General features: G+C 34.9%; 15 protein-coding genes and 1 riboswitch. Of the genes, 4 read left to right on the forward strand and 11 right to left on the reverse strand.

The window, feature by feature from the left end; all coding sequences use genetic code 11:
• The first annotated feature begins 347 nt into the window (after positions 1 to 347).
• Positions 348 to 1025, forward strand: a complete 678-nt coding sequence (mutH, locus tag CUB63_RS07625) for a DNA mismatch repair endonuclease MutH (protein WP_006533777.1) — start codon at positions 348 to 350, stop codon at positions 1023 to 1025.
• 89 nt (positions 1026 to 1114) lie between these two features.
• Here mutH and CUB63_RS07630 read toward each other — a convergent pair whose 3' ends face one another.
• The 3 genes from CUB63_RS07630 to speA form a co-directional block, all read right to left on the reverse strand.
• Positions 1115 to 8209, reverse strand: a complete 7095-nt coding sequence (locus tag CUB63_RS07630; protein ID WP_109847801.1) for an anthrax toxin-like adenylyl cyclase domain-containing protein — start codon at positions 8207 to 8209, stop codon at positions 1115 to 1117.
• A gap of 265 nt (positions 8210 to 8474) precedes the next feature.
• Entirely contained in the window at positions 8475 to 9395 is a 921-nt protein-coding gene (gene speB / locus CUB63_RS07635; RefSeq protein ID WP_006533786.1) for an agmatinase, read from the reverse strand.
• A 102-nt stretch (positions 9396 to 9497) separates the two neighbouring features.
• Positions 9498 to 11405: a biosynthetic arginine decarboxylase gene (gene speA / locus CUB63_RS07640; protein WP_109399752.1), complete on the reverse strand. Its 1908-nt coding sequence runs from the start codon at positions 11403 to 11405 to the stop codon at positions 9498 to 9500.
• A gap of 689 nt (positions 11406 to 12094) precedes the next feature.
• Here speA and metK point away from each other — a divergent pair.
• Entirely contained in the window at positions 12095 to 13249 is a 1155-nt protein-coding gene (metK, locus tag CUB63_RS07645; protein ID WP_006533789.1) for a methionine adenosyltransferase, read from the forward strand.
• A gap of 117 nt (positions 13250 to 13366) precedes the next feature.
• Here metK and CUB63_RS07650 read toward each other — a convergent pair whose 3' ends face one another.
• From CUB63_RS07650 to CUB63_RS07660, 3 genes are read right to left on the reverse strand one after another with little or no spacing between them, the layout of a single operon-like run.
• Entirely contained in the window at positions 13367 to 13780 is a 414-nt protein-coding gene (locus CUB63_RS07650) for a YeeE/YedE family protein (RefSeq protein WP_006533790.1), read from the reverse strand.
• A 4-nt stretch (positions 13781 to 13784) separates the two neighbouring features.
• A complete protein-coding gene (locus tag CUB63_RS07655; RefSeq protein WP_006533791.1) occupies positions 13785 to 14219 on the reverse strand; it encodes a YeeE/YedE family protein in 435 nt (144 codons plus the stop codon).
• A 3-nt stretch (positions 14220 to 14222) separates the two neighbouring features.
• Positions 14223 to 14546 carry an ArsR/SmtB family transcription factor gene (locus CUB63_RS07660; protein ID WP_036912417.1) on the reverse strand — a complete coding sequence of 108 codons (324 nt, stop codon included), beginning with the start codon at positions 14544 to 14546 and terminating at the stop codon, positions 14223 to 14225.
• A 105-nt stretch (positions 14547 to 14651) separates the two neighbouring features.
• Here CUB63_RS07660 and CUB63_RS07665 point away from each other — a divergent pair, with 105 nt between their 5' ends.
• Positions 14652 to 15158, forward strand: a complete 507-nt coding sequence (locus CUB63_RS07665; protein ID WP_147280391.1) for a SprT family zinc-dependent metalloprotease — start codon at positions 14652 to 14654, stop codon at positions 15156 to 15158.
• A gap of 85 nt (positions 15159 to 15243) precedes the next feature.
• On the opposite strand, the gene mgtE is transcribed toward CUB63_RS07665, so the two are convergent.
• The 4 genes from mgtE to hcp form a co-directional block, all read right to left on the reverse strand.
• Positions 15244 to 16317 (reverse strand): magnesium transporter, encoded by a 1074-nt coding sequence (gene mgtE / locus CUB63_RS07670; RefSeq protein WP_006533794.1) that lies wholly within the window; start codon positions 16315 to 16317, stop codon positions 15244 to 15246.
• 76 nt (positions 16318 to 16393) lie between these two features.
• Positions 16394 to 16565: riboswitch (M-box (ykoK) riboswitch) on the reverse strand.
• A 214-nt stretch (positions 16566 to 16779) separates the two neighbouring features.
• Complete coding sequence (locus CUB63_RS07675; protein ID WP_006533795.1) at positions 16780 to 17115, reverse strand: DUF6694 family lipoprotein; 336 nt, start codon at positions 17113 to 17115, stop codon at positions 16780 to 16782.
• Between the two features lie 270 nt (positions 17116 to 17385).
• A complete protein-coding gene (gene hcr, locus CUB63_RS07680) occupies positions 17386 to 18390 on the reverse strand; it encodes an NADH oxidoreductase (RefSeq protein ID WP_109399750.1) in 1005 nt (334 codons plus the stop codon).
• A 57-nt stretch (positions 18391 to 18447) separates the two neighbouring features.
• Complete coding sequence (gene hcp, locus CUB63_RS07685; protein ID WP_109847802.1) at positions 18448 to 20100, reverse strand: hydroxylamine reductase; 1653 nt, start codon at positions 20098 to 20100, stop codon at positions 18448 to 18450.
• Between the two features lie 494 nt (positions 20101 to 20594).
• On the opposite strand from hcp, the gene CUB63_RS07690 reads away from it, so the two are divergent.
• Positions 20595 to 22076 (forward strand): aldehyde dehydrogenase family protein, encoded by a 1482-nt coding sequence (locus CUB63_RS07690; RefSeq protein ID WP_109847803.1) that lies wholly within the window; start codon positions 20595 to 20597, stop codon positions 22074 to 22076.
• A 187-nt stretch (positions 22077 to 22263) separates the two neighbouring features.
• On the opposite strand, the gene CUB63_RS07695 is transcribed toward CUB63_RS07690, so the two are convergent.
• Complete coding sequence (locus CUB63_RS07695; protein WP_109847804.1) at positions 22264 to 23664, reverse strand: alanine/glycine:cation symporter family protein; 1401 nt, start codon at positions 23662 to 23664, stop codon at positions 22264 to 22266.
• Positions 23665 to 23740 lie beyond the last annotated feature (76 nt).

Raw genomic sequence — 23740 nt, forward strand, 5'->3', positions numbered from 1 at the left:
TAAATAGTACAAAAAACAACCACAGAGCATTTTATCCACAGGTTATGCCGATTAGTTAGACAAAACAGAGTAATTTTGGTAAATATCTGCAAAAGTCAAGGCTGTAAATCAGAACAGTGATCTCACTTTCTGTGAGTTATCCCATAAAGCTGTGGATAACCTAGTGTAAAAGCCTGTTTATGATTTCAGGATAACCGTGCACAACTTGGAATTATAAATATCAATTGGCGAATTAACTCAAAAAAATGATGATATATCATGCTATTATGATTTAAATAAAATAAAGCTAAATACATTATCAACGACCTGTTTTTTCTGTCTATTATTTATACAAGAAGATAATAACTATGTTTACACCACCAGTCGCCCCCGAAAATGAGCAAGTTCTATTCGAGCGAGCAAAAGCGCTTGCGGGTTATACTTTTGGTGAACTAGCCGCTTTTGCACAACTTCCAATCCCAATTGATCTTAAAAGAGATAAAGGCTGGGTTGGTATGTTGTTGGAATATTATTTAGGTGCAAGTGCCGGTAGCAAACCTGAGCAAGACTTCAGTGAATTGGGTATTGAGCTCAAAACAATTCCAATTGATAAATTAGGTATGCCTTTAGAAACTACGTTTGTCTGTGTCGCAGCATTAACCGGAAACTGTGGTATTACATGGGAAAATAGCCATGTAAAACGTAAACTCTCAAAAGTGTTATGGGTGCCTGTTGAAGGAGAAAGGGAAATACCATTAGCGCAACGCCGTGTCGCCTCTCCGTTACTTTGGAGCCCTAGCCGTACAGAAGAAGAACTATTACGTCATGATTGGGAAGAGCTAATGGATATGATTGTGTTAGGAAAAGTAGAAAGTATTACTGCCCGCCACGGACAAGTGTTACAAATTCGCCCCAAAGCCGCAAATAGCAAAGCATTAACAGAGGCTATTGGTGAACATGGACAACGTATTATGACATTACCCAGAGGCTTTTATTTAAAAAAGAATTTTACTGCACCACTGCTTGCTCGTTATTTCCAGCTTTAACATTATCTTATATATTTGTTATCTGTAAAACAGCTCCAAATCCAAATTGGAGCTGTTTTTTAAGTTATGTAGTCTTAATGATTAAAAAATCACAATTGTTTTTTCACTACTGCCAAAGGTGACCATGTCGATAACGAAATCGCTTCATGATTATTCACAGTAGTAAGTTGTTGCTGATTGAATATTGCCATCTCTTGGATAATATTAGCCACCCCTTGTAATGAAAGCTCTGAGGATGTTTTAGTAATCGAAATAACAGATTTTTGTTCTTGTTCATTAACCTCATTTTCCGCCATTTCTACAATTAACGTAAATTGCTTATCTTGAGTTTGATATTGTGTATTATTTCCAACTTGAGACGAAATCAAAGTTTCATTTTCCGCTAATCCTGTTACTAAAATATGGCTGTTTTTTCCTCCATCATAAATCGTCACACAACTTTGGCGCTTTTGTACTACATATACATTGTTACCTTCACCGCCACTCAGATAATCATGACCAAATTGAGAAATTAACAGATCGTTACCTTCACCGCCAATCAAGCGATCATTACCTTCTCCTGCAATTAAAATATGATGCCCTGTATTGACAAGAATATTGTCACCCCCTTTCCCACCATCAATCACTGAGCTCACATTATTATTATTAGCAATAATGTCATCGCCATCATTCAATTCAATAATAGGCAATAAATCAATAAGTTCTTTGGGCTTATCTGCAAGTGCTTCTGACAATAGTGTTGAATAAGACGAATTAACCACATAGGTAGATAATGCTTCTTTATTTAAAATAAGTGATTCAGGGATCACCAACAAATCATCACCTTGACTTATATTTAAATTCAAATTAACCATAGGCATAAGTAAGTTTGAATGACTATCTTGAGTAGGTAATGTAAAAACAACATTATCTTTATCTATTAATCGAATAGTCACGTTTATATCGACAATTTTATTTAATAATTCTGGATCAAAAGATAGCGTTAAATAATCATTTGGAAGGTAACGATGAGATAAAAGGCCATCTTTAAATGTTAAGTCAAAACCACTTATATCTGTTAAAAAGAAATAGTTCACATCATCATTAGTTAATTTATCTATATAATCAGAAAGTGAGATATTCACCCTTTCATTCTTATTTTTTGTTAAAAATGTTTTTATTTGATAACTATCATTTCCCTGGCTTAATTTAATGTATGAATTAGCCTCAATACCAAAATAACTATTGTTTTGGTTATTCCCTTGAATACCAAATCGTAAATTTGTTCCAGATGATAAACCACTGTATTTTAATTCTGGTAATAATTTTATACTTCTACTTTGATCTTTAAAAACAGTAATAAATAAATTACTATCCTCATTAATATAAAAATCTTTAATAGCTAGATTTGATTCATTATATTTTTCTAAATAACTAAATTTGTATAATACTTTATCTTTAGTGTTTTCATCCAAAGTGAGTGCAAAACCATCTTGAGTGATTAATGTATAATGATGTAAGGGCGTATTATTTACAGAATCATTATAAACATTTTTTAATGTTACAGAATGATAAATATGTTTTCCCTCTTGGTTTTCATTATCAATTTTAAAATCAAAAATAATATCCTTTTTATTACGTTTTATTGAAGTAATTTCATCAAAATAATAATTAAACCTTACAACACTAGATTCGAATTTATTATTTTCATTAATAATAGTTTCAAATAATTTATTATAATTTTGTTCTAAATAAGATCGTAAAATAATATAACTATCATTACCTTCACCACCTTCAGCATAACCTTCATTTAATACCAATGTATCATTTCCGCCTTTACCATATAAATGATCAACACCACCAGCACCATTTAAATAGTTAGCTTCTTCATTCCCTAAAATATAATCATCCCCAATTTCACTACCAATAACATTTTCAATACTGTCTAAATAAGCAATGACTTTTTGATCTTGTAACTCAATATTTGGCATGGTATCAACAAGTTTTTTAGAATAAAGATTCCCTTTATTTTGATAAAGATAAAGCTTTGAATGAAAGTTTTGGCTATTCGTTTTATCTTCTGAATCTTTAAATTTAACGTAATTATGTTGTAAATTGACTTTATAACCTGTGTATTTACCCGTGCTTTTTATCAGGCAAAGTGTGTCATTTCCTTCTCTACCATAAAAGCGGCTCGCATAATGAGGTGACTCTGATGTAAATACATTAAATACATCATCTTTTGAACCGCCACTTAATCGCTTAGTACCATTATAAATATCAAATGTATTTTGAGTTATTGAAGGTGCTGAAATAATATCATTACCATTATGTGTATTAAAATAAAGCACTGAATTTTCATGCCAACCTGAAGTATAATATTTTTCAATATCATTGACTTTTATTAATCCATTCTCTAATTTACTTTCTCCTAATTTATCAATCACATAATTTTTAGTTGTTCTACTATTCTTAAAAAAATCCTCATCCACCATCTCACCAAAAATAACATTTTCATCCTCAGAAGCAACTTTTATTGTATACCTGTTTAACTCATTAGCATAAAAATCAACATCAAAAATAAGTTTTTCATCTGTAGCAATCGCTTCTTTAGGTAAATAATATTTATATTCTGTTTTTTTCGCATATAGGTGAGAATTAAGCGCTGCAATTTCTTCAGCTTCTTGTTGGCTCATATTTTTAGCCATATGCTGTATAATAAAATCGCTTGACGGCATTAACATAGAATCAACTGTTTCTCCTATTAATATAGGAATAACTCTATAATAATAATATTCTTGATAAATCTGTTTTTCATTTGTATAAAAATAGAAACTATTTGAATTTTGTTTATTTATCTCTTCAAAATAAGTTAGTGCCTTTTTATCAATCATCTCTTCAAGTTGATTTTCAGTGTCTAAATATATTATCTTATTCTTCTTATCTGGCTTAATATCCCCCATAAGAAAAGCATAAAAACCATTATCTAATTCCTCCATAGGTGTAAAACTGACTTGCTTTTTTGCTTCTTCAATTAATCTTACAGCATTATAAATTGAAGTTGCCAATGCAATCAAAGTACCCGCGACAATACCAATAGGTCCTGCAATAGTTGAGCCAGCAAGCATAGCAATAGAAATTCCTACAGTAACAAGCCCTGAGACAACAGCTAATGAACCATTAACGATATAATCAATTTTCTTTTTTTCATCAGTTTCGCCAGAAATACGGCTGAAATTATCATAAGCATTATAAATATCAAATCCAACAGAAAGAATATTAAGCGCAATCCCCACTCGAGTGCTTATCTTACTTATATATTCCAAAGGATTGTTTCGATATCGCAATAATCCTTTTGCTATTACAATTTCAATTATTTCAGAAGCTCCATTAAATGCCATTTCAGACCACATTAATGACAAGTTAGTGATTATTTCTTTTCGTTGCTGTAAAGATATATTGGGATTATTGAGTTGTTCAGCCAAAGAAAAAGTATTATTAACAGATTGCCATATAGAATACCCAATATGGGTATAACCTACCTTACTCAATATTTTCATATGTCTAGGTATTTTTAATGAAGGTTTTCTGACGCTATCCCAATAATATTTATTAAATGGCGTTTTTTTTAATTCTAGAATTTTAACCAATCGCTCATAGCTTGCAAGATAATCAATACGTTCAGCATTCATTGAAATTAATTTTTTTATATTTTTCTCTTTATTTTTTAATAACTTTTTAATAATAAGAATAGCTTTTTTATCATCATCTGTTCCAGAAGCACTAAAAAAATAATCATTTATCTTATCTGCATCGAATGTAAGATTAGAATAATCATGTTTTTTTTCAAAAACATCAATATCCTCTATTTTTTTGTTATTAATTCTCACACCTAAACTGATAAGTAATCTTTTTTCCACTTCGATGCCATAGATCTTTATTTTATTCACTACAATTTTATTATTATTAAGCCCTAAACTTAATTCAAATAAATTATCAGTTGATTTTTTCTCATGTAATGCTTTCTTAATTAATGATCGCAACTCTTTTATTTCAACCGATGATAAAATGTTTTTATCGTTATTTAATGTGATTAAATAATCAATATCATTAATAGCAACATTATATAGCTGTGTATTTAAAGCTATTTTCAGCAGACCAATCGTCAATTTATTTTTATCAGGTTCATTAAAATAATGAGAGAGTAAATCAATAGATGCATCACTTAAATATTGAATCGATTTCGGCATGTCATAAATATGATTTATTAATAATTTAATTCTAATTACATTATCAATTACAGCATCATTTAAATAATTAAAATCATAGCTACTTTTCCATTCTTCTAAGGTTATATTATTATTCACATACTGATTAAACATTTTACTCATTAATGGGTCATTAATAGCAATATATAACTTATTAGATAATAAGGTGCTATTCTTACTAGAGAAAACCTTTGAAATTTCTTTAAAATATTTATGTGTTGCATATTCAACTGAAATTTTTCCTTCGATAATTTTATCTATTATATTTTTAATAGTTACCGATTTTAGTGATTCACCACGACAAGATTCAAAAATATTATTCAATTTGGAAACATTTAGATTTCTTTCAATTTTTTCGCTAAATGTCGTTCTATGTTTGTCAATACCAATGCCTTTTAATTCCCCGTCATATAAATCAAACACGGGCTCTTGATAATGTATTTCATTAGCAACTTTTAATACAACATAATTTTTATTATTGATAGTTTTATTGCTTATCACACGAAAATGTGTTCCTGGTACAATAATTGCTGTTTCTGAAGAACCTGAGTTAAGACTTGTTAATGGTTTCGCATTATGTTTTCCAATAATAGAAACATACACATTATCAGAGGATGTTTTTTTTACTTTTTCAATATTACTAAAACCATGAAAAACACCATCAAAAGCGAGTAATTTTCCTTTTTTATAATTATTTTTTAAAACATTACTGTTTTCAACACTAAATGATTTGTATATTGGTGTATTAATATTAGGATATTTAGATAACAAAGAAAAAAAGCTAATTAATCTGTTTTCATTCGTTTTATTCAGAAAAACCCCATCTTTATTAATCAATGACTTAAGTAATTTATAACCCGTTTTTTTAAACCACTGCACATCTCTTTTTTTAGAATAAAATTCTCTTTGTACCTTTCTAGGTAGAAGATGATTTACATTATTCATCTTATTAGAAAGATCATTTTTACGATTATATTCAGATGATAATAATTTTATTTCATCATCAACATTATTAAATTCTATTTTTGTTGAAATTATATTATTTTCAACATAAGAACCTTTATTAAACTTATTAAGAGAAGATTCATATTCTAACGTATATTTATCTTTTTTATCTATATTAAACTTTCGTCCTATTTCTTTTTTCGTATCAACAAATTTGCTAGAAATTTTTTGTTTTTTTGTAAAATAGTTATTATTGCTCCCATCGTTCCATTTTTCGTTTAAAGGAGCAATATAACCTAGATCAATCATAAATTGCTGAAACTTTGAAAATTCATCTGGTGATTTTAATACAACGGTTCCATTGTTATTAATATAAAATAAATCATCTAATGTTTTATTTTTTGAATTAAGCGGTTTATCCAATAGTGATTTAGGAACAAAAAAAGTAGCAGGAAAATTGTCATGAATTACCGCAAAGGGGTTAGCATCATCGGCACCATGATGAACTATTTCCATCCCTGTTGATCTTCCCAATGCTGTATTTAATTCTTTTTTTAGTTCTTTTATTTGCTGACTGATAAACCCTAATTGATGCCCTTCATTTTTTTCGTATAATAATTTATCGTTATACAATATTTTTTGCTTATCAGTTAGCTCAGCATAATTCACACTTTGTTTCCATTCCTCCCAAGATACAGGCTTGTTAACTCGTGTATTTGTTCCTAAATGACTATAAGGATAAATCACCGTAAATAAATCATAGTCTGCAATCATCGGTTTATTTGATATAGGATCAGACATCACCAATACAGGCTCTGTTCCACTATGATTATAGTATTGAACTAAATAATACTGTTTATTTTCTATTATTTTTGGCTCTAAAAAAAACTCATGCGTTTTATTATTGTGTATAACTTCAAATTTTATAGGTGAATTTTTATCATAAAGATAATCGATCACTTTATTCTCTACCAATTCGTTTACTCTTTCGGCTGAAATATAAAGCTTACTCACAGATGCAGCCCCAGAATTTATTGCTTCTTCTACTGCTTTATTGTATTTCAATAGATTTTTTTGTGCCGATGCTTTAGCCAATGATTGATCGACCGGAATAAAGCCAGCCATAGGCCCCCAATCAGAACTTTTCGCCTTAATAGCTAAGTTCTTACTACTATATTCTCCCGATGAAATTAATGAAGTTGAATTAACATCTATAGGTCTTACGCCAATAATAATCCCTTTTTCTTCTGCTATCTGAGAAAATATTTTTTGATCTTTAATTGGCATACCTATCTTTATTTTATTTATCTCATTTTTCTTATTGTTATAACCTAATGATTTTAGTGTTTTCTTTTGTTCTATTTTATTTAATTCTGAAAAACTATTATATTCCTCCCTATTAGTGAAACTAAATTTTTTTACTTTTTTATTTTTATTTAATAATTCTTTGTAGATAATATTATTATTATAATCCTCATTAGGATTTTCATAAGAGAAATAAATAGTTGTATTTATTTCTAAATCTGATGGAAAAATAAATTCATTTTTTGGAAGATAGCTACTTAATATAACACCTTTTATTTCATTATTTTTAGCAATATTATTTTTGGATAATAAAAGTGCATTTTCCCTTTGATCGTTATTTCCATGAATAAAAATATTTTGAGGTAATTGCCCCCTATTCTGTAACCAAAGATGTTCTAATAAATCAAAACCTGCATTTTTATTTTTTGATACATCAACAATAAATAAATCATATCCAGCTGCATGATATTCATCTACATATCTAATATAGTTCTTTTCTATTTCATCCGTTTCACTCAGAAGAATAATGATATTTTCATTTCCGTTAATACTCTTTTTTTTATTATATAATGAATAATATGCATTTATTTTATCATTATTTACTTTTTTTAAGGCATCTCCCTCTATATTTATAAGTGTAAAGCTATATGATTCATCATGACTTATTAATGATTTATTTTTTTCCATTTTATATTTTCCATTTAAATAATTTATTTATCTGAAAAATAATTACATTATTATACTAATGTAAATATAAAAAATAACACACATTAAAGTAAGATTTATAATTATAATAACGCGAATTAACATAATGATTTTATTAAAAAAGTAGCTTCATATTATGAAGCTACTTTTCTTTAGTTGAATCTAATTTATTTTTTAATATTAGTGATATAACGTTCTTGAATAAAAGTGTTTTCGTACCTAACTAATTTATTAGCATCAAACAACGTTATTTTTTAGCCGCCTGCAAATAGAGCATATCAAGTGCAATAGTCGCTCCTGCAAGTGCGGTTATATCTGATTGATCGTAAGCTGGAGAAACTTCAACTAAATCCATACCAACAATATTCAACGGTTGTAATGCACGTAAGATCTTCAGGGCTTTATCGGTTGTTAAACCGCCAACAACCGGTGTTCCTGTTCCTGGAGCAAACGCCGGATCAAGACAATCAATATCAAAAGTCAGGTAAACAGGTAAATCGCCAACAATACCTTTGATTTGATCAACAAGATCGGTTACACCACGATCGTTAACTTGTGCTGCATCCAATACAGTGAAACCATTGTCACTGTCATGATCAGTACGAATACCAATTTGTACTGAGTGGTTAGGATCGATTAATCCTTCATTTGGTGCATGGAAGAACATTGTACCGTGGTCAAATTTACTGCCATTACCATAAGTATCGGTATGCGCATCAAAATGAACTAATGCCATTTTGCCAAAGTGTTTTGCATGGGCACGTAATAAAGGTAATGTGACAAAATGGTCACCACCAAACGTTAAACATTTTTTACCTGCGGCTAATAACTTCTCTGTATGAGCTTGTAATTTATCGCTCATATCTTGTGCATCACCGAAGTTAAAAACTAAGTCACCGCAATCGACAACATTTAAACGTTCACGCATATCGAAATCCCACGGCCAGCGGTTACCTTCCCACGCTAAATTGGTTGAGATTTGACGAATCGCGCCTGGTCCATGACGAGTTCCTGCTCGACCCGATGTTGCCATATCAAAAGGCACACCCGTAATAACCCAATCTGCATCACTGCTGTAAGGCTGAAAATTCAGTGGAAAACGTAAAAAACCAAATGCATTAGAGATCAATGAATTATCAGTCTCATTACCTAACGTACTATTTTTCATGCTATTACCTCTGTTACTTATTTAAAATAAGCAACATACAATCAATATGATAGATAAAGAGTGATGTTTAAACACATCACTCTTGCATTGGAAAGTGAAGAATTACTCTTCTTCTTCCAGATACGTATAACCGTATAAACCACTTTCAAATTCAGTCAGGAATTGCTCTTGTAATGCTTCATCTAACTGTGCATTTTTTACTTGAGTGCGGAAACGTTCTAGTAGCACGGCAGGATTTAACTTAACGTATTGAAGCATATCAGCAACCGTGTCACCCTCTTCACTGAGTTGATAAGTCAGATTTCCTTTTTCATCAAGATAAACGTCTACAGCTGCAGTATCACCAAATAAGTTGTGCATATTACCTAAAATTTCTTGATAAGCACCCACCATAAAGAAGCCAATCATCGGTGGATATTCAGGATCATAAGCTGGCATTGGCATAGTTGTTTCAACACCATCACCATCAACATAGTGATCAATAATACCATCAGAGTCACAGGTGATATCCAACAATACTGCACGACGATCTAATGGTTTATCTAAACCTTCTATTGGTAAAACAGGGAAAAGCTGATCTATTCCCCATGCATCAGGTAAAGATTGGAACAGTGAGAAGTTAACATAGAACTTATCTGACATACGTTCTTGTAACTCATCAATAATAGGACGATGAGCTCGATTACTGGGATCGAGATCGTATTGAATACGACGACAAATATTCAAATACAGCTCTTCTGCCCAAGCACGCTCTGTCAGGCTTAACATGCCATGAACATATTGAGTATGCACATCATGAAGGTCTAATTGGCTATCATGTAGCCATTCACGTAGTGAACGACTATGCCCTTTAGTTTGCATCTCTTCCCATGTTTCCCAAAGGCTTGCAATAGGTCTTGCAGCATCTTCCTCTGGTGGTGTAATAGCTGTAAATTCATTACGTTCAACACCAATCACATTAGAAATCAGTACAGTATGGTGTGCTGTTAATGCGCGTCCTGATTCCGTAATTACCGTTGGATGAGGTAAATCATTTTCATCACAAGCGTCACCAATCGCCCAAATAACATTATTCGCATATTCATTAAGACCATAGTTAACCGAGCAATCAGATTGTGAGCGTGTCCCTTCATAGTCCACACCTAAACCACCACCCACATCGAAATACTGAATATTTACACCCAATTTATGCAGTTCAACATAAAAACGGGCTGATTCACGCACACCGGTTGCAATATCACGAATATTTGCCATCTGTGATCCCAGATGGAAATGTAATAACTGTAAGCTATCTATGCGACCAGCTTGGCGTAACATATCAATTAATTGCAGAACTTGTGTCGCAGCTAAACCAAATTTTGATTTTTCACCACCACTTGCCTGCCATTTACCTGAACCTTGAGAGGCGAGACGAGCACGAACACCTAAACGAGGAATAACTTCTAAACGCTCAGCTTCTTCTAATACCATTTTTATCTCAGACATTTTCTCAATCACTAAGAAAACTTTATGTCCAAGTTTTTCACCGGTAAGTGCTAAACGAATATATTCACGGTCTTTATAACCATTACAGACAATCACCGAACTTGTCATATTGGCATGCGCAAGCACAGCCATCAGTTCTGCTTTAGAACCTGCTTCTAAGCCTAAAGGTTCACCTGCATTGATCAATGATTCAATAACACGGCGTTGTTGATTAACTTTAATTGGATAAACCAAAAAGTAATCACCTTTATAACCATAAGCTTCACGCGCACGATGAAACGCCGCATTAATAGAACGCAAGCGATGTTGTAAAATCTGAGGAAAACAAAAAAGCGCAGGAAGGCGCAAATGTGAATACTCTTCTTGCACTTGCTTAACTAATTCAGTTAAGTCCAACGTTGCCTCTGGCACATCAGGATTAGGGCAAACACTAATATTTCCCCGATTATTCGCTAAATAGTACCCACCACCCCAATATGTGATGTTATAGGTGTGCTGCATCTTGCGAGCGATGTTATCATTCATGACATTCTCCTTAGGGAGTATGAGTTTATACCTTGCCTGTCACTATAGTAGTCAATTATCTGACAAAAATCTGAAACGACTGATAAATAACAGTTGGAAGTAATGACTCACTATATGTTTTTATATAATTATCCAGCTATACACCGGACATAATAGTAGAAAGTTCTTGAGTTAACCCATAATGAATTAACACAATTACCTATTGGCAAGTAACAGACAACTTCGCTCCAAAGAGAAAGAGCTCAAAGAGGAGATTACTCTAGATATACTACGTGTGTAGTATTGGCGAGTACTGTTTTGGTTTTTGAAAAGACTAACCTGTAGACAATGGATCATTACCCATTCACTCCACACATGGCTTAAACCTATAAGCCATTTCCCTAACAGAGAAACAGGATCAGAAATCCTGCGGTTTACACTGTGTTCAGATTTCACAGTAACCGCGAGGTTATACCTTTAGTTAATTAAAAATGCAAAGCAAAAAGTACAAAAAAATTATTTTTCTCTAATCCCTATTTTTTCAACCTCCAAATAGCGGGCAATAAAAAATAAGATCAACTGTTTGATTCTACTTTCTCCCTATATTTGATTAAAAAAAGCTGGAATTAAGGAGAGAAGGGTCGTAAAATAGACGTCTAGATGTTAAAACATCCATCCTTAAACCGTTTGTATTAAGGTAACGAGATATAATGACTACACACCTATTTACTTCTGAATCAGTCTCAGAAGGTCATCCAGATAAAATTGCAGATCAGATTTCTGATGCTGTTCTGGATGCGATTTTAGAACAAGATCCAAAAGCACGCGTTGCCTGCGAAACTTACGTTAAGACAGGCATGGTTATGGTAGGCGGAGAAATTACCACCAAAGCTTGGGTCGATATCGAAGAAATCACACGTAATACCGTTCGTGAAATCGGTTATACCAGTTCCGATATGGGCTTTGATGCTAATTCCTGCGCAGTTATCAGTGCGATTGGTAAACAATCACCAGATATCAACCAAGGTGTTGACCGAGCTGATCCTTTAGAACAAGGCGCTGGCGACCAAGGTTTAATGTTTGGTTATGCAACCAACGAAACTGACGTATTAATGCCCGCACCAATTACTTATGCTCACCGCTTAGTTCATCGTCAAGCACAAGTACGTAAAAGTGGTACTTTACCTTGGCTACGCCCTGATGCGAAAAGCCAAATTACCTTCCAATATGACAATAATAAAGTTGTCGGTATTGATGCAGTTGTTTTATCAACTCAACATTCTGAAGATATTTCACAAAAAGATCTGCATGAAGCCGTGATGGAAGAGATCATTAAACCAGTTCTACCCGTAGAATGGTTAAATGAACAAACTAAATATTTCATCAATCCAACAGGTCGTTTTGTTATCGGTGGCCCAATGGGCGACTGTGGTTTAACGGGCCGTAAAATTATTGTCGATACTTACGGCGGTATGGCGCGTCACGGTGGCGGTGCTTTCTCTGGTAAAGATCCATCGAAAGTAGACCGTTCAGCCGCTTATGCAGCACGTTACGTTGCTAAGAATATTGTTGCTGCTGGTTTAGCTGATCGTTGCGAAATTCAAGTTTCTTACGCAATCGGTGTGGCTGAGCCAACATCAATTATGGTAGAAACATTTGGTACTGAAAAAGTCCCAACAGCACAACTTATTCTGTTAGTACGTGAATTCTTTGACTTACGTCCTTATGGATTAATTCAAATGCTAGATTTACTGCACCCAATCTACCAAAAAACGGCTGCTTACGGTCATTTTGGTCGCTCTGAATTCCCTTGGGAAGCAACAGATAAAGCAGAGATCTTACGTGAAGCTGCGGGTTTAAAATAATCCTCTGCCATTAACATCACACTATTAACTAAATGTTCAATGCATTAAATACACAAACGGGAAGCACTGGCTTCCCGTTTAATTAATTCATTAAGAATATCAGTATAAAATAGTTTGTTATTGTGGCTTACGCACCAATCCAATTAACAGCCAACCCGCAATCATCGCAAGGACAAATAAAATACCTTGATAAAACCCTGCACCCGCTAATACCAAACCTGGGCCTGGGCAAATCCCCGCTAATCCCCAGCCAATACCAAATAACACACTCCCCAACACGAGAGGTTTATCAATAACCTTATTGGTTGGAATATTCAAAGGGCATGCTAATACACTTTGTTGTCTACGGCGTGTTAGTTGGTAACCTATCACACTGACAACCAATCCAGCTCCCATGATTATCAATAAAGAGGGATCCCAATCTCCAGTAATATCCAGAAAACCTAGAATTTTTTGCGGATTGCTCATTCCCCCCACGATCAACCCTGCACTAAATAGAAGACCACAAAGAAAAGCAACGAACTTTGTCATTTTATTAGCCTCCTATTACATGACGCTGAATATAAACAGTGATAAAAGCCGTCACCATAAACACTATCACAGCAACGATAGAACGACGCGATAATCGAGCTAATCCACAAATACCGTGACCGCTGGTGCAACCATTACCTAAACGTGTACCCGCTCCCACCAGCACACCTGCAATGATCAACATCCAAGGCGATGTTTCAATCACTGGCGCTAAAGGTTTATCAAAAAAATAAAACAGTGTAGGTGCGATTAGCATGCCAATTAAGAATGCCCAACGCCAGCCATTCCCCTGCTGTTTTGTTGATAAAATACCACCTAAAATTCCACTTATTCCTGCGATGCGACCATTAAATAACAATAAAATAGCGGCAGCCGCACCTATCATTAGTCCACCTATTGCCGCACTTAAAGGCGTAAAGTGAACCCAATCTATATTCATAACTTAACCTGCTATAGGGCAATAAAGCTGATAAAGCGTATTAAGAAGCACTAATACTTTTTCATCAGCAATAGAATAGAAGATACGTTTCCCATCACGACGAGTATTCACTAATCCTTCATTGCGTAAAACAGTCAGTTGTTGAGAAAGTGTTGGTTGACGTATACCTAAACTTTCTTCTAATTCACTCACACTTTTTTCGCCCTGACTTAATTGACACAATAATAAGAGGCGATCGCCATTTCCTAGCGTCTTAAGCATGCTAGACGCTTCATTAGCCGCCAATTTCATTGCATCTAATAAATCAGGTTGAACTCGTTGTGTCATGGTAAACTCCATAATCAATATACTTTTTAATAATATGTTAATTTATATATTGTGCAAGTTTTCTTTTTATTGCGTGTTTGTATAAGGCGCTATATGCTCTGTAACATGAAAACGGTAAGAATCCCCATCGCCTTAGTGCAAAGCGTTATGCGAACACTGCGTGAAAAATTGCAGCAGGCTAATCTTTATCTTAATACAAATTACCCAGAACCTACTCTACATTATAATCAGAGAGGAACTATTGCAGGCAGTGCCTATTATGCAAATTGGGAAATCCGTATTAATCCTACATTATTGATTGAAAATAAACAGAATTTTATTGAAGAAGTTATTCCCCATGAACTGGCACACTTATTAGTTAATCGCCATTTCGGTCGTGTAGCGCCTCATGGAAAAGAGTGGAAATGGATGATGGAAACAGTATTAGGCGTTTCGGCTAAACGTACCCATCATTTTGATGTTAGTACCGTTAAAGCCAAAACTTTTCGTTATGCTTGCCATTGTGAAGAGAAACATCAGCTCACTATTCGTCGTCATAACAAAGTATTACGCGGAGAAACACAATACCGTTGCCGCCATTGTCAGGCTATATTGAAATTTATAGGAAATTAAAACAAATAGATAAAAATAAAGCCGATGTGTTAGTTAAATCACATCGGCTTTATCTTGAGAATGAAAATTAATATATAGGATTGTCTTAGGCAAACTCGCTCATCACATGAGATGCGATTTCAAAGTAAATAATAAGACCTGTACCATCAATTAGCGTTGCAATAAACGGGGCTGACACAACGGCTGGATCAATACCTAAACGCTTTAATACCATTGGAATAACCGACGAAACAATAGCACTCCAAACCGTGATTGAAATAAGCGTTAAACCAACAACAATCATCACTTCCATGCCAACGCCTAAGAACCAAGCTCGTACAAAGCCCGCAATCCCCATGGTTAACGCAACCATGATAGATGTTGTTATCTCTTTTCTTAAAACAGACCACACATTGCGTAAGCTAACTTCACCTAACGCCATCGCACGAACAAGCGTTGAGGTGATTTGTGTTCCGCTATTTCCGCCAGTACCAATCAATAATGGAATAAAGAATGCCAATGAAATAGCGGCTTCTAATCTATCTTCAAAAGCATGTAATACCGTACTGGTATACGCTTCTGCCACGAACAACATCAATAACCATACAACTCGTTTACGCCATAATGTTACTGGGCTGGTTTCTAAATAAGGCTGCTCTAATGGTGACGTTGCCCCTTGCATCTGGGCGTCAAGGGTATTTTCATCTTCAATCAATTCTGCAATATCTTGAGGACGTAACACACCCACTAATTTTCCAAAATGCATCACAGGTACACTGTCTAAACCGCTATGGCTAATCAATTGATACACATCATGTCGATTCTGTTCAGGTGATACAGAGAAAAAAGTTTGACGCATAACATCAGACACAAATAGATCATTTGCCGCAGTTAATAATGATTTAACAGGTAAAATCCCATTAAGATAATTATCTTTATCAACAACATAGAGATAGGTTGGAATTAATTCATCTTTTAAATCATTAACCAGTTGGGCTTTTACATTCTCAACTGAATCGGCAACAGAAACCGCAATATAAGATTGGCTCATATACGCGCTAACCGTTGAATCATCTTTTAAACGATTGTATTGATCTTGTGTTGAATGATTTTGTGGTGTGTTTAAGGATGCATCTGCAACTAAGACAGCATCCATTTTGTTTTGAGTATTGAAAGTCATTTTTGTGGTTCCCTATTACTGTTTGTGTTTAGCAAATCAGTTCTCCATAGGGGCGAAACCAGAAGCGAGAATGCAAAAGCTATCTACACGTCTCGGTTTTAGCACTATACAACGTATCCGATGAATACTGGAAGTTACATGGGGATATACCTTCGGTCGATATATCCTGTCCTAATCTTGGGCGTCTCTCGACGTCGTCAGATCAGTAACCTGTGTTTGTATAGGAGCCTCGCCTAACGAGATACTGCACTTTTCTTGCGAATGCGCGCGCATTATAACCACTCACACTATAATGAAAAGCACGATAAGGATTTTGTTTAAGTTCTATTGAAAAACAGCCCGTAATATTCATTATGCAATTAAATAATACAATTACATTCGAAACTGATATATAAAAAAGAAATGAAGTTCTCCTACAATATCAAAAATCATATAGTAAAAGATAATCTGTTTATTAATTGATTATTTAAATGCTAATTTTTGTACTCTTATTTCTTCTGCCTGTGAAAATATTTCTTTTACTGTTTTACCATCTAATGATTGGCACATTTTACGAGTAATAATATCCGAATTTTTATGACGACCAGCGATCACTAAATCATTAAAATTAATATCATTAAGGATCGCTAATTCTATTGCTTCATCAAAACGCGCTTGTTCATCAAGGGGAAGTGAATTGCGCATTTCAACAATTGAGATACGTAGCGACTCTACATTAGAACCATCAAGGGTTTGTTGCGGTTTTTCACAACCAGATAACATGACACTAAACAAACAAATAACTAACATTTTTTTCATATATCCCCCCTTATCCAGTCAATAGTTTAAATAATAGCAGAATGTTTATAAGGAAACTCCCACTAACTAAAATATATTTTTAATTAGTCATCGTTGACAATATTTTTATTATTCTGAATAAATAAAAACCTTCTTTAATTAAAAATAAAGAGAAGTATTTTCCAGATTATTCGTTTTTTAATGCGAAGAATAGACATAAAAAACCCTGTTAATAAATTAACAGGGTAAAAAACAGGAAAGTAGAAGGAAATATTTAATGGAAAAAAGAGGTTAAGCGAGCTCAACATCTCCTTTTAAACGACAACTGCATGCTAAGACATAACCTTGAGCTATCTCTTCAGCCGTTAATGTACTGGTGCTGGAAACATCATAATCACCACTAACAATTCGCGTTTTACAACTACCACAAACACCTGCACGACAAGCAGCAAAAACGGGTACTTTATTCTCTTCCATTGCCGTTAACAAAGTGACACCAACAGGAACTTTAATTTGCGATAATGGATGACGAATAGTCATGGTTAATTGTTCATTTTCATCAACACAAACAGGTTCATCACCAAAACGTTCCATAAAGATATTTTCAGCCGGTACACCAAGATTTCTTGCAAAACGTCCTGTATCTTCCATGTAACTATTTGGGCCACAACACATAACAGTACGACTCGCAATATCAGGTACTAACGCTGCTAGTTTTTCTTGAGAAATGCGTCCACTAAATAACCCTTTATTGTCAGGTAATTTAGACATCATAATAAAATTGAGATTATAGGGATACGCATTGGCTAATTCGATCCACTCTTTCTCAAAGATAAACTGGCTTTGTTCACGAATATTAAAAATAACCGTGATATCTGCTTTTGGCTGATTATTTAGCAACCAACGTGTCATCGACATTACAGGGGTAACACCACACCCTGCGGCTAACATTAAATAGCGCGCATCTTCTTTACCTGCACAAGTAAATTCACCTTGGGCATCAGATAACCAAAGATAATCACCCGGTTTTACTTGTGATGTTAACCAACCTGAACCGATACCATTTTCTAAACGGCGAACAGTTAAAGTGACAAAAGGGCTTAATCCTGGAGAAGATGAAATGGTATAAGCACGCATTATTTCATCACTATTATTGATACTAACCAATGCAAATTGGCCTGGTTTGTATGAATAAAAGTCATGATTAATTAAATTTAGTGTCCACACTTCAGGGGTTTCCTGAACAATTGAGTGAACCTGCATACGATTAGGACAAAGGGAACTTGGCATCGTCATGGATATTTATTCCTTACCGAAGCCCGTAAGCCTCGGCAATGATGATGAATTAAACGATTAAGCTGAAAGGATCTCTTTAAGATCTTGTTCTGGTGTAGTAATTGAGCGCATACCGAACTTCTCATTTAAGACCGCCAGCAGATTGTCTGTTAAGAACGCAGGTGCTGTAGGGCCGGTATAAATGTTTTTTACGCCTAATGAAAGCAGAGTTAATAAAATAACAATCGCTTTTTGCTCAAACCAAGACAAAATTAAGGACAGTGGTAACTCATTGACACCACAGCCTAATTTTTCAGCTAGATTAACTGCTAGCATAATCGCAGAGTAAGCATCGTTACACTGACCCACATCAAGTAAGCGTGGTAACCCTTCTAAAGTACCAAAATCTAATTTATTAAAGCGGTATTTACCACACGCCAATGTCATAATTAAACAATCTTGTGGGATTTCTCTTGCTAAATCAGTGTAATAACTACGCTCACCACGGCCACCATCACAACCACCCACTAAGAAAACGTGACGTAATTTTTTCTGTGAAACTAAATCAATCACTGTATCAGCTGCATTTAATAGTGTTTCACGACCAAAACCAACCGTAATTAAATGCTCAATTTCGCTATATGGGAAACCTTCTAGTGATTGTGCTTGGTCTATCATTTCAGAGAAATCATCACCAGTAATATGTTTTACGCCCGGCCAGCCAACAATACTACGCGTCCAAATACGATCACCGTAATTACCCACATTAGGATCAATAATGCAGTTTGATGTCATTAGCACAGGGCCTGGGAATTTCGCAAATTCAATTTGCTGATTCTGCCAACCACTACCATAGTTACCCACTAAGTGTTTGTATTTTTTAAGTTCTGGGTAACCGTGAGCAGGTAACATTTCACCATGGGTATAAATGTTGATGCCTTTACCTTCTGTTTGCTCAAGTAGCATTTGTAAATCTTTCAGGTCATGGCCCGAAATTAATATTGCTTTACCCGCAACAGGGCGCACATTAACCGCAACTGGCGTTGGGTTACCATAAGCTTGTGTTTCACCTTTATCCAAAATTGCCATAATGCGGAAATTCATTTGGCCAATGCCCATCGCATTTTCTAACAATTCATTCATATCAGCAGGATCAGTTCCTAACCACGCCATATAACGGTGATACTCTGCATAAATTTCATTGTCGTATTGACCTAAAACATGCGCATGTTCCATATAAGCCGCCGCGCCTTTTAAGCCATATAAACACAGCATACGTAAACCATGAAGGTCATCACCAATCTGTGCTTTATCACCATTTAAGGCAAAAAGCTGGGCTTGTTTTTGTAAACTGTCTAAATCATTTCCAGCTAATTGAATTTCAGCTCTTGGATTAGTGACTTGAATCGCTGCATTTTTTGCTAAGGTACGAGATTTTAGACTTTCACGGAAATAGATAGCTTCTTTCGCATAACCGACAATACGATCAGAATCAAAGTTGACGTTAGTTAATGTAGAGAAAAAAGCGCGAGGCGCAAAACTGTCTACATCATGATCAATAATATCAACACTACGTGCCGCTAATGCCCAAGCAGAAAGCCCTTCCAACACAGCAACCAGTAAATCTTGAAGATCTGAAGTTTCTGCTGTTTTACCACACATACCTTGCGCATAGGCACAACCATTGCCTACAGGCGTTTTCATTGTTTGTTCACATTGCACACAATACATATCGTATTCCTTCTAATTATAAGATAACGCTTTATTTTTATAAGTTGCATTCTATATGCAACATAAGAATACGCCATTTTTATCAGAGAGAAAGTGCAATATTGAACAATTTAAATGTTGTTTGATCTAACGCAATTTCTAGTGAATCTTTTAATATCTCTTTTTTTATCTTTTGATCTCACATAAGTCTAAAGCCTGCTTTTTTAAACAGATTGCTTAATCGCATTACACCTTTAATAAGTAAATAAGAAAGAATATTGAAGAATAACGGATGGGTATTTTTTATTTAATTATATAAAGACTGATAGATGAAACGATTAAGTTAATTCATTTTTGTTAAATCCGTAATATTCATTACTATTTTTTATAGTTAATATCACCTATTGCATCAATAGCTAATCAAATTATTTCATTTGATATATGTTATTGGCACGAGTATTACGAAATGAAACTATAAGTTTAAATGATGCTCACCCCTACATTGGAGATTAAAAATGATTAAATTAAATAATGTTCCATCAGAATTTCGTCCTCTAGAAAGCTACAAAATGCTAATTGGAGGAGAATGGGTAACTAGCACATCGCAAAAAACAACTAAAACCTATAGCCCTGCAACCGGTGAATTACTAAGTGAATACCAATCAGGAAGTGCCGAAGACGTAGATCGCGCAGTCACTGCCGCACGTAATGCATTCAAAACATGGAGTAAAACATCTCCAGCAGAGCGTCAAGCCCTCTTATTAAAAATTGCAGATCGCTTAGAGCAAGAGCAAGAACGCTTTGCTTGGATTGAATCATTAGATAATGGTAAGCCACTCAATGAGTCGAAAAACATAGATTTACCTGCCTCTATTGACCATTTTCGATATTTTGCAGGCGTGATACGCTCTCATACCGATGAAAGTGCCGTCCTAGACGAAAATACCATTAGCCTTGTTATTCGTGAACCCATTGGTGTAGTTGGACAAATTATTCCATGGAACTTCCCATTATTAATGGCTGCATGGAAATTAGCGCCAGCAATTGCCGCGGGTGATACTGTCGTAATAAACCCAGCAACACTGACTTCCCTTTCATTATTAGAGCTAGGTCGTATTTTAAATGAAATATTACCAGCTGGTGTAATTAATATTGTTACGGGACGTGGATCTGTTGTAGGACAAGCTATTTTAGAGCATCAAGATATTGATAAACTGGCGTTTACAGGTTCTACCAATGTGGGTTATACCGTAGCAGAAGCAGCAGCGAAAAAAATGGTTCCAGCAACATTAGAATTAGGCGGTAAATCAGCCAATATTGTGTTCCCTGATGCAAATATGAAAAAAGCAGTCAAATATTCAGCATTAGCTATATTGATGAACCAAGGACAAGCTTGTGAATCAGGTTCGCGTCTGTTCTTACATAAAGATATTCATGATGAATTCTTGAAAGCATTAAAAACTGAATTTGAGAGTATTCGTGTCGGTGATCCCCTTGATCCTAATACACAAATGGGTACACAAGTTAGTCAAGATCAAATGGATACCATCTTAGCCTACGTTGAACTCGCGAAAAAAGAAGGTGCAACTGTTTTAACAGGTGGTGAGCGTATTACGGGTGAAGGCTATGATGACGGATTCTTTGTTCGTCCTACTATCATCATCAACGCAACAAACCAAATGCGTGTAGCCCGAGAAGAAATTTTTGGACCTGTATTGTGTGTTATTCCATTCGATAATGAAGATGAAGTGATCGAAATGGCGAATGACTCTGAATATGGCCTCGGTGGTGGTGTTTGGACTCAAGATATTAACCGAGCCTTACGTGTTGCAAAAGCAGTAAGAACTGGTCGTATGTGGGTTAACACTTATCACGAACTCCCAGCTCATGCACCATTTGGGGGTTACAAAAAATCAGGTTTAGGACGTGAAACGCATAAAATGATGTTAGATGCTTATAGCCAAGTGAAAAATATCTTCATCAGTCTGAAAGAATAAGGTTATCTCTCTTTTCTAAATTCTTATAAATATAATATCTATACTCATCTCTTCGCCTTCTCCCCAGAAGGCTTTTTATTATCTGTAATTTCTCACACTTTAAGTTACCACCATAAAAAACCGTATGCCAAATTTTAAGTGCATACGGTTTTTGTGTTGTGTTTTTTAGCCAATAAGTAAGAACGAGTTACTCTGCTTTGGCTTCTTTTTTGTTCACTGGATGAGTTTCTTTATTTAACCCAATATTATCAGCGTTAACATCTTTTATATGATCTCTTGTTAAACGATAAACAACTGGGCTTAATAAAGCTAATGCGATTAAGTTAGGAATAGCCATCATTGCATTAAGTGTATCGGCTAACAACCAGACAAACTCTAATGATTGCGTTGCACCAACTGGTAACGCAATTAACCATGCAACCCTAAATGGTGTAATCGCTTTAGGTCCAAAAAGATATTGCACACATTTCTCACCGTAAAAGCTCCAACCTAAAATCGTGGTAAATGCAAAAATGGCTAATGCAATTGCCACAATATAGTTACCACCCGGAATAGCGGTAGAGAATGATGCAGCGGTTAATGTTGCTCCACTTTGCCCTGTTAGCCATTGTCCTGTGATAATAATAGTTAATCCTGTTACAGAGCAGACAATGATGGTATCAATAAAAGTCCCTAACATCGCAATCAAACCTTGGCGAACAGGATTTTGTGTTTTTGCCGTTGCATGAGCAATAGGCGCACTACCCAATCCCGCTTCATTTGAGAAAACACCACGCGCTACACCAAAACGGATCGCAGCCCAAACAGCGGCACCAGCAAACCCACCTTGAGCAGCAACGGGCGTAAATGCAGATTTAACAATAAGGACAATAGCATCTGGGATCGCAGTTGCATTCAGTGCTAAAACAACAATACCTGCACCAAAATAGCCAACGGTCATAATAGGAACTAATTTACCGGCAACATCAGCAATACGCTTAATGCCCCCAATTAATACGGCACCAACTAAAACAACCAGAACAATAGCGGTGATTGTGGTCGAAATACCAAAGTTACTTTCCAATACATCAGCCACAGAGTTGGCTTGTACTGTATTACCAATACCAAACCCCGCAAAACTACCAAAAACAGCAAAAACAGTACCTAACCAAACCCAATTTTTACCTAATCCATTTTTGATATAATACATTGGCCCACCGACATAGTTCCCATATTTATCAACTTCACGGAAACGTACAGCAAGCACAGCTTCTGAATATTTGGTTGCCATTCCCACTAATGCTGTCATCCACATCCAAAACAATGCCCCGGGACCACCTAAGACAACCGCCGTTGCAACACCGGCAATATTACCAGTTCCGATAGTGGCAGATAATGCAGTCATCAATGCATTAAATGGCGATATTTGCCCTTCGCCTCTTTTATCATTTTTCTCAAATAAAAGTTTAAACCCTGTACCTAATTTCCTAATAGGTAAAAAACCAAGTCGAAACTGCATAAAAAGACCGATACCGAGAATACCGACAAGCATCGGAACTCCCCATACCACGCCATTTATAGCGCTTAATATGTTTGTGATGAAATCCATAATTTACCCTTTCTCGTCCAAATGTTATCTAAATATGTCTTTTTTGTTATCAATTACACTAAAGATGAAAAAGTGA

Origin of the sequence: Proteus penneri (genome assembly GCF_003144535.1) — a bacterium.
GTDB lineage: Bacteria > Pseudomonadota > Gammaproteobacteria > Enterobacterales > Enterobacteriaceae > Proteus > Proteus penneri.